Raw genomic sequence first — 12,498 nt, 5'->3', positions numbered from 1 at the left:
CCGGACCCCGCGCCTCAAACGCCGGTGGGGCTGGATGGGGGCGGAGCCCCGGTTTCGGGAAGGGGCGGGGTGGGCAATGGCCGCCCGCAGGGCCGGCGCCGCCCTCACGGCGCGCCCGGCGGGAGGAAGGGGAGGCCGACCGGGGCGCCGCCCTCGATCAGCTTCAACAGCGCATCCGTATCCGCGTGCTCCCCGATCAGGTCGCCGAGCAGGTCCAGCTGTTCCTCGCGGAGCGAGGCGAAGGAGGTGTCCGGGGCGGGGACGAAGCGGCGCCCGGCCGCAGAGGCCACCTCACGGAGGAACGCCCGGCGGAAGCCGTCCGACTCCAGCGAACCGTGCCAGTGGGTCCCCCACACCGACCCGACCCGGCAGCCGTCCAGGAAGGGCTCCCCGCCGAAGACCTCGGCCACCCCGTGGTGGATCTCGTACCCCTCGACGGGCTCCCCGAGCGCCGAGCCCACCGGCCGCGCCAGGGTCTTCTCCCGTTCGAAGCGGACGCGTACGGGCAGCAGCCCGAGGCCGTCGACCTCGCCCGCGCGCGATTCGACCTCGTCCGAGATCCGCTCGCCCAGCACCTGGAACCCGCCGCAGATGCCCAGCACCGGCCGGCCCTCCGCGGCCCTCCGCAGCAGCGCGTCCGCGAGCCCCCGCTCGCGCAGCCAGGCCAGGGCCTTCACCGTGCCGCGGGTGCCGGGTACGACGACCAGGTCCGCGTCGGCCAGTTCCTCGGCCCGGTCCACGAACCGCACCACGACCCCGGGCTCGGCGGCGAGGGCGTCGACGTCAGTGAAGTTCGACATCAGCGGCACCGCGCACACCGCGACCCGCAGCACGTCCTCGCCGACGGGCGGCGCCACCACGGACTCGCGTACGGCACCGCGCAGGGAGACCCGCAGGCCGTCCTCCTCGTCGATGCCCAGCCCGTGCCGGAAGGGCAGCACCCCGTACGTGGCCCGGCCGGTCAGGCCGCGCAGCATCTCCATGCCCGGTTCCAGCAGCGACACGTCGCCGCGGAACTTGTTCACCATGTAGCCGGCGATCAGCGACTGGTCCTCCGGCGAGAGGAGCGCCGTCGTCCCGAAGAAGGACGCGAAGACCCCGCCCCGGTCGATGTCCCCGACCACGACCACCGGGAACCGCGCGGCCCGCGCGATGCCCATGTTCACGATGTCGGTCCGGCGCAGGTTGATCTCGGCCGGACTCCCCGCCCCCTCGCAGATCACGGCGTCATACGTGCCCCGCAGCTGCTCCAGGCAGTCCGTGACGATGCCGAGCAACTGCTCCTGCCGGCCGCCGTGGTAGCCGCGGGCGCTCATCTCGCCCACCGGCTTGCCCAGCAGCACCACCTGGCTGCTGCGGTCGCCGCCGGGCTTGAGCAGCACCGGGTTCATCAGCGCGGTCGGCTCCACGCGGGCCGCCTGGGCCTGCATGGCCTGGGCGCGCCCGATCTCGGCGCCCTCCCGCGTGACGAAGGAGTTCAGCGACATGTTCTGCGCCTTGAACGGCGCCACCTTCACGCCCTGGCGGGCCAGCCAGCGGCAGATGCCCGCCGTGACCACGCTCTTGCCGGCGTCCGACGTGGTACCGGCGACCAGGAGTCCGCCGCCGAGCTTCGCGCCGCTCATCGACGTCCCTTCCTCTTCCTGCCGGAGACCAGCGTCCGGGCGGCCACACAGGCCCCGAGCGCCAGCCAGGTCACCTGTCGCGACAGCCGTACGGCCCGCTCGATGTCCGAAACCTCCACCGGCCGGCCGGCCCCGTTCAGCACCGCCCGGTGCTCGACGCGGCCGCCGTACGCGAGGGTGCCGCCCAGGCGTACGCCGAGCGCTCCCGCGAAGGAGGCCTCGACGGGCCCGGCGTTCGGGCTCGGGTGCGCGGCGGCGTCCGCACGCCAGGCGCGTACGGCTCCCCGCCGGTCGGGGCCGGCCAGTACGGCGGCGGCGGCCGTCAGCCGGGCCCCCGGCCAGCCGGCCAGGTCGTCGAGCCGGGCGGAGGCCCAGCCGTAGCGCAGGTAGCGGGGGGACTTGTGGCCGACCATCGCGTCCAGGGTGTTCACGGCGCGGAAGGCCAGCAGGCCGGGGACGCCGCCGACGGCGCCCCACACCAGGGCCCCGACCACCGCGTCGGAGGTGTTCTCCGCGACCGACTCCACGACGGCGCGGGCCATCTGCTGCCCGTCCAGGGACTGCGGGTCGCGCCCGCACAGGTGCGGGAGCCGCTCCCGCGCCACCTCGGTGTCCCCGGCGGCGAGCGCCCCGCCGATGGCGCGGGCCTCCCGGCCCAGCGAAGTGCCTCCCACGACGGCCCAGGTGGCTGCGGCGGTCAGGGCGATACGGGCGGCAGCGGGCCGGGAGCGCACGGCGCGGGCGCCCAGCGCTCCGACGGCGGCCGCGCCCCCGGCGCACACCAGCGTGTGCAGGAGGCCGCGGGCGCGGTCGTCGCGCCACAGGGCACGTTCGACGGCGGCGGCGGCCCGTCCGAAGGCGGCCACGGGGTGCCCTCGGCGGGGATCACCGAGGATCCGGTCGCCGATCAGGCCCGCCGTGGCGCCGTACGCGAAAACGCGATCGGCACGCATGGTGGCAGGTATGTCCTCACTCAGGGTCCGCGCCCTGGTTCGACGTGTCCGGCGGCGAGAGTTCCTGGCTCCCGGGGCGCGCGCACGGCGTGCGCTCCCCGGTGACAGTGGCGGGACCGCGCCGGATTCGCACCGGACTTCCTCTCCATGCCGCCGTATTGGCTCGGGCAGTCCACCACGCACCGAGAAGGCCCGTCAACTCGCCGTTGACCTGCGCCGCGGTCGGGGCGCGGGATGCGAAAAGCTCCCTCCGGGACAAACCCGGAGGGAGCCTTCACGCCTGGTCGGCCGCGGGGCGGCGGATCAGGCGACGATCAGGTAGATCCCGTAGCCCACGGCCGCGGTGATCACCGCGAAGCAGGCGTACGCGCCGCTGCGGGCGAGGGTGGCGGTGCCGCCCTGCTCGGTGGCGGTCTCGTGCTTGGAGAGGCCCACCAGGCCCAGGGTGAAGAGGGCCACGAGGGCGACGGTGGCGAAGAGGCTGACCCCGAAGACGGAGCCGAGCGCTTCCCAGTCGATCTTCATACTGCCGCTTTCTGAGTGTCCGGGTCTCTGTCTGTCTCGGTCAGAGCGCGGCGGCCGGAGCCGCCGGGGTCTGCGTCGCGGCCGGGATGGTGGCCTTGAGGGCTTCGTCCGTGACCTCGGCGGTCGTCGCCGCGGCGGTGGTGCCGGCGGCGGCGACGGTCGGCGGGACGGTGACCGCGGCGATCGCCGTGGTGACGACACCCGGCTCCTCGGCGGGGGCCGGCTCCACGTCGTTGACGTTGGTGTGGTCGACGACCTGGCGGCGCGAGATGAACCAGATGGCCAGGCAGGAACCGATCAGGAAGAGCGTGACCGCGGCGATGCCGACGTCACCGGCGCGCATGACCAGCTCGGCACCGGCCGAGACCAGCGCGGCGGCCGGCAGGGTCAGGCCCCACGCGACGAACATGCGGGTCGCGGTGGACCAGCGGACCACACCGCCCTTGCGGCCCAGGCCCGCACCCATGACCGCACCGGAGCACGAGTGGGTGGTGGAGAGCGAGAAGCCCAGGTTGGAGGAGGCGAGGATGACGGACGCGGCCGAGGTCTGGGCGGCGAAGCCCTGCTGCGGGTGCAGGTCGGTCAGGCCGCTGCCCATGGTGCGGATGATGCGCCAGCCGCCCAGGTAGGTGCCCATCGCGATGGCGATGCCGGCGGAGACGATGACCCAGACCGGCGGGTTCGCGTCCGGCGCGATCGCGCCGCCGGCGATGAGGGCCAGGGTGATGATGCCCATCGTCTTCTGCGCGTCGTTGGTGCCGTGCGCGAGGGAGACGAGACCGGCCGAGGCGATCTGACCGGCGCGGTAACCCTTGGTGGAGGTCTTCTCGCCGACCTTGTCGCCCAGCTTGTAGGTGAGCCTGGCGGCCAGGAAGGCGGCGATGCCGGCCACCAGCGGAGCGGCGATCGCGGGGATGAGCACCTTGGTGACGACGACGCTGCCGTTGACCGCGCCGATGCCGGCGGAGGCCACCGCGGCGCCGATCAGGCCGCCCATCAGGGCGTGCGAGGAGCTGGAGGGCAGTCCGACCAGCCAGGTGACGAGGTTCCAGAGGATCGCGCCGACCAGGGCGGCGAAGATCACTTCTGGCTGGATGCCCTCTTCGTTGACGAGGCCCTTGGAGATCGTCTTGGCGACCTCCACGGACATGAACGCGCCGACGAGGTTGAGCACGGCGGACATGGCCACCGCCGTCTTGGGCTTGAGGGCGCCGGTCGAGATGGTGGTGGCCATCGCGTTGGCCGTGTCGTGGAAACCGTTCGTGAAGTCGAACACGAGAGCGGTAATGATCACGATCCCGAGGAGAAGCGTTATGTGCTCCATTTACCCAGGCTTCTGTTTGACGTCAGTGGCTCGGCGACCGTAGGCAACCTGGATGAACGGAAGGTGAACTGGCTCGGGCGGAGCGGTGTACTGGTGCGGGGGTCGATCGGGACATTCGTCCCGATTCTGCCGTAGATAACGCGATAAATGAAGGTCAAAGGCGGGTGAATACACCCCTCCGCGCCCGGGCGGTTGTGTACGGGATCCTCCACCCGGACCCCGGAAAGAGACCTAGATCACTGTGTCCGCGGCGCTCCCGCGGCGAACGGCGGAGCGATCTCTTCCGGTGAGCCGCCGGTAGTGCTCCGGTGGCCCTCCGCACGCCCCGCCGGGACACTGGAACGGTGCGTACCGCGACAGCAACGGCAGCGGCCGTCACCACCACCCTCCTCGGCGCCGGTGCGGCCGCGGTCGCGGCCGGACGGTACGCCGCCGACGCGGCCCTGCGCTCCGAACCGGGGCGCCCGCTCCCCGGCGGGCAGCCGCTCAGCGTCCACTCCACCGCCACCGGCCGGGTCTCGCTGACCCGCTCGCCGGCCTCCCTGCGCCCCGGCACCTATGGCCTGGTCGCACCCGGGGTGCACGCCGTGGTCGGCCCCGTGGTCGCCGACGCCGACCACTACCCGGACACCGTCGTGCGCCGCCTCGTCACCGTCAACCACGGCGCCCTCGCCCCCGGCACCCGCGTCACCCTCACGCCGCAGGTGCACGTCGGCAATCCGAGCACCGCGCTCGGACTCGACCACGCCGACGTGGACGTCCCCGGGGAGCTCGGCGCGCTGCCCGCCTGGTTCGTGCCCGCCGCCCGGGACACCTGGGTGATCGCCGTGCACGGGCTCGGCGGTACCCGCGAGCACCCGATGGTGGTCATGCCCTTCCTGCACCGCCACCGGCTGCCCGTCCTGGACCTGGCCTACCGCGGCGACCTCGGCGCCCCCGCCTCCCCCGACGGCATCGGCCACCTCGGCGAATCGGAGTGGCGGGACCTGGACGCCGCCATCCGCTACGCGGTGCGCTACGGCGCCCGCCGCGTGATCCTCCACGGCTGGTCCACCGGCGCCACCATGGCCCTGCACGCCGCCGAACGCTCCGCGCTGGCCGACCGGATCTCCGGACTGGTCCTGGACTCGCCGGTGCTCGACTGGCACACGACCCTGCGCGGTATCGTCGCCGCGCGCCGCACCCCCGCCGTGGTGCTGCCGCTGGCCGTCTGGGCCGCCGAGGGCCGCGCGGGCCTGCGCGCCGACCGCCGGCCGCCGGGGGCGGATCCCGGAGCCCTGCGCGTCCCCGTACTGATCTTCCACGGACCGGACGACGCCCTCGCCCCCTGGGGCCCCTCCCGCCGGCTCGCCGCGGCCCGCCCCGACCTCGTCAGCCTGCACACCGTGGCCGGGGCCGGACACGGGGCCATGTGGAACGCCGACCCGGCCGGCTACGAGGAGGCCCTGCGCCGCTTCCTCACCCCCCTCATGTGAGGACCCGTCATGTGAAGGCCGTGTGACGGTCCAGGTCCTGCGGGCGTGTTGTCCCGGTCTGCACCACGGGCAGGTGGTGGCAACGGCTGATTCCGTTTGGGCTTTCGGCCAGTGACGGGCGAGACTGCTTCCGTGACGTCCCGAAAGCCTGATGAGCAGTTGGCTCGCGACTCCAGACTCCGACTCGTCTCCCCGCGTTCCGTCTCCGCGGCACGCAAGGCGGTGACCGACCGACGCAGTCGGCCCGCCCCGAGGCCCCCGGCGGGCACCCCCGCCACGGCCGACCTCGCGAACCGGGCCCGGGCCTCGCTCGCCGACGCCGTACGCCTGACCCGCTGGGCCGAGCGCAACCTCGGCGCCGGAGACGGCGGCCGGCCCGCACCCACGGGCGCCCTGCCACCCTCGGACGTCGAACGCGCCGCCGGGGAACTGGGCCTGACGCACGGGCAGATCCGCGTCGGCTGGGACCGCGCACGGCTCGCCGGACTGGTCGAGGTGCACGGCGGCCACGCCCGGCCCGGCTGGCGGCTGCGGGCCTGGGACCGCGACGACAGCGCCGTGCTGCGCGGCTGGGTCGCCCTCTTCGACGCCTGGTCGCTCGTCCACCCCGCCCCCGCCGACATCGCCCCCGCGGCCGTCGCCGAGGTCGTCGAGGCGATGCCCCAGCTCCTCTCCCTGCTCCAGCTCTCCGACGGCCCGGTGAGCGTCCCCGACCTGCTCGACCTGCTCGGCCAGCGCGTCACCGAACTGCGCGACGAGCGGTGCGAGATCCCGTACGAGGCAGAGCCCGCGGCCGCCGGAGCCGGCTCCGCGGAGACCCGCCCCGCCCCCGTCCCCCTCGCCCGGCTGTTGCGCTGGGCGCTCGGCGGGCTCGCCGCCGTGGACGCCGTCACCCTCGGCCCCGCCCGGGCCGCGCTCACCCCGCTCGGCAGCTGGGCCGTCTGGGTCAAGCTGGAGCAGATCTGCGTCGCGGCGCAGAGCCCCGCCGGGAACATCGAGCAGTCCGCCGCCGCCATGCTGCACGGCTGCGCCCGGCTCACCCCCGGCCCGGCCCGCGCCGAGTACCAGGCCTGGCTCGCCGCCCGGCCCGTCGGCCACGCCGTCGCCGAGCTGCTCCAGGCCGCCCGCGGCGAGGACGCCCTCCTGCGCGGCCTCGCCTTCGAGGCGCTGCGCGTGGTCGGCGCCCCCGCCGAACCCGAGGTGCGCGCGACCGTGCGCGAGCCCGCCCTGCGCCCCTACGCCCTGCTCTGGCTCGCCGAGCACGACGGGATCGACCCCGACGAGGCGCAGGACGTCCTCACCGCCGAGGAGTCCACCTGGCTCTGGGTGGACACCGCGGCCGCCATCGCCGACCACGGCGAGGCCGAGCTGCTGGCCCGCCACCTGGACTCGGCCGTCCGGACCACCGTCCCCCGGCTGCTGGACGAGGTCCGCGCCGTCGGCCATCCGCGTACCGTGCAGGTCCTGGTCGCGCTGGCCGCCGCCCACCCGGACCCGGCCCTGGCCAAGGCCGTCCGCCGGGCCGCGTTCCAGGTCCACACGGGCGGTGCCTGACCCCTGGCCGGGCGCCGTGCGGTGAGGGGCCGCCGTATCCGGGCCGTCCCCGCACGGGGCCGCGTACCGCTGCCCCGTGCGGCATCCGCGCCGCCGTTCCCCGGCCCGGGCATGGCGGCGCGGGCATGGCCGCGGGCTCAGACCTGCGGCGCGTACGTGCCGAAGCTCCAGATGTTGCCCTCGCCGTCCCGGGCCATGTAGTCGCGCGAGCCGTAGTCCTGGTCCTTGGGTTCCATCACGATCTCCGCCCCGTGCTCGGCGGCCCGCCGGTGGTGGGCGTCCACGTCGTCGACCACGACATAGACCCCCGCGGGACCGGCGCCGTCCATGGCCTTGTCGAAGGCCCCGCCGGTGCCCTTGCTGCCCAGCATCACCACGCCGTTGCCATAGCTCAGCTCCGCGTGCACCACCGAGCCGTCCTCACCCTCGTACACCTCGACCTGGCTGAACCCGAAGGCCTCGGTCAGCAGCCGGATGGCGGCCTTCGCGTCGCGGTAGAGCAGCGTGGGACAGATGGACGGAACGCCTGCCATGACGATCACTCCCTCTCGTGACGGTGACCCGCGTCACACCAGCATGGCAGGCGGCGCCGACAGTCAGCGGAAGGTGTCGCACCGGGCCATGTCGCCCGTGCGGTAGCCCTGGTAGAACCACTGCTGCCGCTGCTCGGCCGAGCCGTGCGTCCAGGACTCCGGGGTCACCCGGCCCTGGAACCTCTCCTGGATCCGGTCGTCGCCGACCGCGGCCGCCGCGTCCAGCCCGTCCCTGATGTCCTGGTCGGTCAGGTTCGTGATCAGCGGTCGCCCGGTGGACTCGTCCGGCGTGCGCGTCGCGTTGTGCGCCCACACCCCCGCGTAGCAGTCGGCCTGCAGCTCGACCTTGACCGCGTTGCTGTTCGCGCCCTGCCGCCCGTCCTGGGAGCGCTGGAGCGTGCCGAGCAGGTTCTGGACGTGGTGCCCGTACTCGTGGGCGACGACGTAGGCCTGGGCGAAGGGGCCGCCGCTCGCGCCGAACTTCGTCCGCAGCTCGTTGAAGAAGCCGAGGTCCAGATAGACCTGCCGGTCCGCGGGGCAGTAGAAGGGGCCCACCGCCGAGGTGGCCGCTCCGCACGCGGTGTTCACCCGGCCGGTGAAGAACACCGTCGACGCCGGGCTGTACTGGCCGCCGCGCCGGGCGAACTCCTGCCTCCAGAAGTCCTGCGTGCTGTTGACCACCGCGACCAGCCGGCAGTCCTCCCGCGCGTTCGCGTCCCGCCCCGTCCGGCACTGCTGCTGCACCTCGTTGACGGAGGACGCGGCCGGCCCCGGCTCCTGGTCCCCTGAGGACAGCCCCAGCTGGTCCGGGCCCACGCCGAAGAGCAGGCCCAGGACGAGCGCGATGATGCCCACGAGTCCGCCGCCGACCGTGGCCCTCCCGCCGGGGATGCGGCTGCCGCGCACATCCTTGACCTCGGAGGTGTCCAGGCTGGCGTCGTCGTCGAACTGCATCCCCGCACCGCCGTCTCGTCGTGGGACCGGGCTCGCCGCACGGCCGCTCCTGCGGCGAGTATCGGCCCATTCCTTCCGATACGCGCCCCGGCACCGCCCGGGACGCGTGGTCCGAACGGGGGACCCGGCGGAGCGGCTCCGGGGCGCCGGGCGGTCCGCCCCGCGCCCGGAAACCAGTTGCACACCCCCGGTAGAATGTCTCCCATGGCAAATCTCCTCGCGGATTAGCGGCGTCGAAGCATCGCGTCCTGCCCCCCTTCCGCCGTCCCGACCCGCCCTGGAGTATTTCCGTGATCACCGCCACCGGCATCGAGCTGCGCGCCGGCGCCCGCATCCTCATCGAGTCCGCTTCCTTCCGCGTCGCCAAGGGCGACCGCATCGGCCTGGTCGGCCGCAACGGAGCGGGCAAGACCACCCTCACCAAGTGCCTCGCGGGCGAGGGACAGCCCGCCGCCGGCTCCATCGCCCGCTCGGGCGAGGTCGGCTACCTCCCGCAGGACCCGCGCACCGGCGACCTCGACGTCCTGGCCCGCGACCGGATCCTGTCCGCGCGCGGTCTCGACGTACTGATCAAGAAGATGCGCGCCAACGAGGAGCGCATCGCCACCGGCGCCGGCGCCACCCGGGAGAAGGCGCTCAGGCAGTACGAGCGCCAGGAGACCGAGTTCCTCACCAAGGGCGGCTACGCCGCCGAGTCCGAGGCCGCCACCATCTCCGCGGCGCTCAGCCTGCCCGACCGGGTGCTCGGCCAGCCGCTGCACACCCTCTCCGGTGGTCAGCGCCGCCGCGTCGAGCTCGCCCGGATCCTCTTCTCGGACGCCGACACCCTGCTCCTCGACGAGCCCACCAACCACCTCGACGCCGACTCCATCGTCTGGCTGCGGGACTACCTGAAGAACTACCGCGGCGGCTTCATCGTGATCTCCCACGATGTCGACCTGGTCGAGACCGTCGTCAACAAGGTCTTCTACCTGGACGCCAACCGCGCCCAGATCGACGTCTACAACATGGGCTGGAAGCTCTACCAGCAGCAGCGCGAGGCCGACGAGAAGCGCCGCAAGCGCGAGCGCCAGAACGCCGAGAAGAAGGCCGCGGCCCTGAACTCGCAGGCGGACAAGATGCGCGCCAAGGCCACCAAGACCGTCGCCGCGCAGAACATGGCCAAGCGCGCCGACCGGCTGCTCGCCGGCCTGGACGCCGTCCGCGTCTCCGACAAGGTCGCCAAGCTGCGCTTCCCGGACCCGGCGCCCTGCGGCAAGACCCCGCTGACCGCCGAGGGCCTCTCCAAGTCCTACGGCTCGCTGGAGATCTTCACCGACGTCGACCTGGCCATCGACAAGGGCTCCCGCGTCGTCATCCTCGGCCTCAACGGCGCCGGCAAGACCACCCTGCTGCGCCTGCTGTCGGGCACCGAGAAGCCCGACACCGGCACCGTCGTCCCCGGTCACGGCCTCAAGCTCGGCTACTACGCCCAGGAGCACGAGACCCTGGACCCGGAGCGCACGGTCCTGGAGAACATGCGCTCCTCCGCGCCCGACCTGGACCTGGTCGCCGTGCGCAAGACGCTCGGCTCCTTCCTCTTCTCCGGGGACGACGTGGACAAGCCCGCCGGGGTGCTCTCCGGTGGCGAGAAGACCCGCCTGGCCCTGGCCACGCTGGTCGTCTCCTCGGCGAACGTGCTGCTCCTCGACGAGCCCACGAACAACCTCGACCCGGCCAGCCGCGAGGAGATCCTGGGCGCCCTGCGCACGTACAAGGGCGCGGTCATCCTCGTCACGCACGACGAGGGCGCCGTCGAGGCGCTGGAGCCGGAGCGGATCATCCTGCTCCCGGACGGCGTCGAGGACCTGTGGGGCCCGGACTACCGGGACCTGGTGGCGCTCGCCTGACCCCGGAAGGGTCCCGTCCGATCACGGTCCGGGCCTGCGGTGACCCTGATCCAGTTCCTTATGGATCATTCGGCTCAGGGGTGATCCATCATCTGAGTGAGACGGTCTCGTACCGTTGCGCGTCGTTCGACGGCCCCGGCCGCACCCGTGAAGGTGCGCGACCGGGGCCGTTCGTTTTCCGCTGCCCCGCCTCTGACCTGGCGATTCCCGGCGGGGGCGGCGAAGTGTGACGGAAGTCATGCGGCGGAAGAGAAGATTCCGTTCTGCTCGCGTGTCCACCGCTTGAGAAATGCCGCCGTACCGACCTTGCTGAATGGGTGGCCAGGAAGCGTGGGAGGGGTGATCATGAGAAGTCCAGAGCGCACTTCCCATGAGGAGGCACGGGTGGCCGAGACTCTGAAGAAGGGCAGCCGGGTAACCGGCGCCGCGCGCGACAAGCTCGCGGCAGACCTGAAGAAGAAGTACGACTCCGGTGCGAGTATCCGGGCGCTGGCCGAAGAGACCGGCCGGTCCTACGGATTCGTCCACCGGATGCTCAGTGAGTCCGGGGTTTCGCTGCGCGGTCGCGGAGGCGCGACGCGCGGTAAGAAGGCGGCTACGGCCTGACCCCGGTCCCATCGGTTCCAACGCTCCAAGGCTCCAACGGCTTCACAGCTCACTTGTTCCGACGTTTCCTTCGGTGACCCCCGGTCGGCCCCGTGGCCGGCTGGGTGGTTACTGTGCAGTCACTTAGGCCGGGCTTGCGGCCGACTGCACACCGGAGGCATACACAGATGGCTCTGCTCGACAAGGACGGCGTACGACTCACCGTCGACGACACGGTCGCCACGGTGACACTGACCAATCCGGCCAAGCGAAACGCCCAATCCCCCGCGCTCTGGCGGGCTTTGGCCGAGGCCGGGAGGTCGTTGCCGGGCACCGTCCGGGTCGTCGTGCTGCGCGGTGAGGGCAAGTCCTTCTCCGCAGGGCTCGACCGGCAGGCGTTCACCCCCGAAGGCTTCGAGGGCGAGCCGTCCTTCCTCGATCTGGCACGTGGATCGGACGAACTGCTCGACTCCACGATCGCCGAGTACCAGGAGGCGTTCACCTGGTGGAGGCGTAACGACATCATCTCCGTCGCCGCCGTGCAGGGGCACGCGATCGGCGCCGGCTTCCAGCTCGCGCTCGCGTGCGATCTGCGCGTGGTCGCGGACGACGTGCAGTTCGCCATGCGCGAGACCAGCCTGGGCCTGGTCCCCGACCTGGCCGGAACCCAGCCCCTGACCTCCCTGGTCGGCTACGCCCGCGCGCTGGAGATCTGCGCGACGGGCCGCTTCGTGCACGCCGAGGAAGCCGAGCGGGTCGGCCTCGCCAACCTGGTCGTCCCCGCCGACGAGCTCGACGCCGCCGTCCAGGACCTCACCACCGCCCTGCTGGCCCCGCCGCGGGACGCCGTGATCGAGACCAAGGCACTCCTGCGCGCCGCGCACTCCCGCCCGTACGACGACCAGCGCACCGCCGAGCGCGCCGCCCAGGCTCGCCGTCTGCGCGACCTCGCGGGGCTGTCCGACTGACGCGTCGGGGGGGGGGGGGGGGGGGGAAAAGGGGGGGGGGGGGGGGAGGAGGGGAGGGGAAAAGAAGGGAGGGAAGGGAGAGGGGGGGTGACGAAGGGGAGGGGGGGTTGGGG

10 protein-coding genes, 1 pseudogene and 1 riboswitch are annotated in these 12,498 nt (G+C 73.0%); of the genes and pseudogenes, 5 read left to right on the top strand and 6 right to left on the bottom strand.

The window, feature by feature from the left end:
- Positions 1-107: 107 nt before the first annotated feature.
- The 4 genes and pseudogenes from ACZ6JT_RS33220 to ACZ6JT_RS33205 all read right to left on the bottom strand — a co-directional run.
- Positions 108-1,625: pseudogene (locus tag ACZ6JT_RS33220) on the bottom strand (cobyric acid synthase); the annotation flags it as partial.
- Positions 1,622-2,578: a cobalamin biosynthesis protein gene (locus ACZ6JT_RS33215; protein WP_469215615.1), complete on the bottom strand. Its 957-nt coding sequence runs from the start codon at positions 2,576-2,578 to the stop codon at positions 1,622-1,624. The gene ACZ6JT_RS33215 and the pseudogene ACZ6JT_RS33220, both read right to left, overlap by 4 nt.
- Before the next feature lie 37 nt (positions 2,579-2,615).
- A riboswitch (cobalamin riboswitch) is annotated at positions 2,616-2,769 on the bottom strand.
- Between the two features lie 112 nt (positions 2,770-2,881).
- Positions 2,882-3,103, bottom strand: a complete 222-nt coding sequence (locus ACZ6JT_RS33210; RefSeq protein WP_266598020.1) for a hypothetical protein — start codon at positions 3,101-3,103, stop codon at positions 2,882-2,884.
- Positions 3,104-3,143: 40 nt separating this feature from the next.
- Entirely contained in the window at positions 3,144-4,427 is a 1,284-nt protein-coding gene (locus tag ACZ6JT_RS33205; RefSeq protein WP_469215613.1) for an inorganic phosphate transporter, read from the bottom strand.
- A gap of 344 nt (positions 4,428-4,771) precedes the next feature.
- On the opposite strand from ACZ6JT_RS33205, the gene ACZ6JT_RS33200 reads away from it, so the two are divergent.
- Together ACZ6JT_RS33200 and ACZ6JT_RS33195 are read left to right on the top strand one after the other, a co-directional pair.
- Entirely contained in the window at positions 4,772-5,902 is a 1,131-nt protein-coding gene (locus ACZ6JT_RS33200; protein ID WP_469215611.1) for an alpha/beta hydrolase family protein, read from the top strand.
- A 132-nt stretch (positions 5,903-6,034) separates the two neighbouring features.
- Positions 6,035-7,456 (top strand): hypothetical protein, encoded by a 1,422-nt coding sequence (locus tag ACZ6JT_RS33195; RefSeq protein WP_469215609.1) that lies wholly within the window; start codon positions 6,035-6,037, stop codon positions 7,454-7,456.
- Between the two features lie 137 nt (positions 7,457-7,593).
- Here ACZ6JT_RS33195 and ACZ6JT_RS33190 read toward each other — a convergent pair whose 3' ends face one another.
- Together ACZ6JT_RS33190 and ypfJ are read right to left on the bottom strand one after the other, a co-directional pair.
- The gene (locus ACZ6JT_RS33190; RefSeq protein ID WP_469215608.1) at positions 7,594-7,989 is read right to left on the bottom strand and encodes a VOC family protein; all 396 of its coding nucleotides are present in this window, start codon (positions 7,987-7,989) and stop codon (positions 7,594-7,596) included.
- Positions 7,990-8,052: 63 nt separating this feature from the next.
- A complete protein-coding gene (gene ypfJ, locus ACZ6JT_RS33185) occupies positions 8,053-8,943 on the bottom strand; it encodes a KPN_02809 family neutral zinc metallopeptidase (protein WP_469215607.1) in 891 nt (296 codons plus the stop codon).
- A 290-nt stretch (positions 8,944-9,233) separates the two neighbouring features.
- On the opposite strand from ypfJ, the gene ACZ6JT_RS33180 reads away from it, so the two are divergent.
- The 3 genes from ACZ6JT_RS33180 (at position 9,234) to ACZ6JT_RS33170 (ending at position 12,385) form a co-directional block, all read left to right on the top strand.
- The gene (locus ACZ6JT_RS33180; RefSeq protein ID WP_362805653.1) at positions 9,234-10,832 is read left to right on the top strand and encodes an ABC-F family ATP-binding cassette domain-containing protein; all 1,599 of its coding nucleotides are present in this window, start codon (positions 9,234-9,236) and stop codon (positions 10,830-10,832) included.
- A 384-nt stretch (positions 10,833-11,216) separates the two neighbouring features.
- Positions 11,217-11,438 carry a helix-turn-helix domain-containing protein gene (locus ACZ6JT_RS33175; RefSeq protein WP_030010789.1) on the top strand — a complete coding sequence of 74 codons (222 nt, stop codon included), beginning with the start codon at positions 11,217-11,219 and terminating at the stop codon, positions 11,436-11,438.
- A 167-nt stretch (positions 11,439-11,605) separates the two neighbouring features.
- Positions 11,606-12,385, top strand: a complete 780-nt coding sequence (locus ACZ6JT_RS33170) for an enoyl-CoA hydratase/isomerase family protein (protein WP_030716921.1) — start codon at positions 11,606-11,608, stop codon at positions 12,383-12,385.
- The last annotated feature ends 113 nt before the right edge of the window (positions 12,386-12,498 follow it).

It is taken from the genome of Streptomyces sp. NPDC046308 (assembly GCF_055588065.1).
The sequence above is the reverse complement of the archived record's forward strand: the minus strand, read 5'-3'. Positions and strand labels throughout refer to the sequence as shown.

Excerpts from the sequence above, each read along its gene's own strand:
- ACZ6JT_RS33215 (WP_469215615.1), bottom strand. The coding sequence starts at position 2,578 with ATGCGTGCCGATCGCGTTTTCGCGTACGGCGCCACGGCGGGCCTGATC.
- ACZ6JT_RS33210 (WP_266598020.1), bottom strand. The coding sequence starts at position 3,103 with ATGAAGATCGACTGGGAAGCGCTCGGCTCCGTCTTCGGGGTCAGCCTC.
- ACZ6JT_RS33205 (WP_469215613.1), bottom strand. The coding sequence starts at position 4,427 with ATGGAGCACATAACGCTTCTCCTCGGGATCGTGATCATTACCGCTCTC.
- ACZ6JT_RS33190 (WP_469215608.1), bottom strand. The coding sequence starts at position 7,989 with ATGGCAGGCGTTCCGTCCATCTGTCCCACGCTGCTCTACCGCGACGCG.
- ypfJ (WP_469215607.1), bottom strand. The coding sequence starts at position 8,943 with ATGCAGTTCGACGACGACGCCAGCCTGGACACCTCCGAGGTCAAGGAT.
- ACZ6JT_RS33170 (WP_030716921.1), top strand. The coding sequence starts at position 11,606 with ATGGCTCTGCTCGACAAGGACGGCGTACGACTCACCGTCGACGACACG.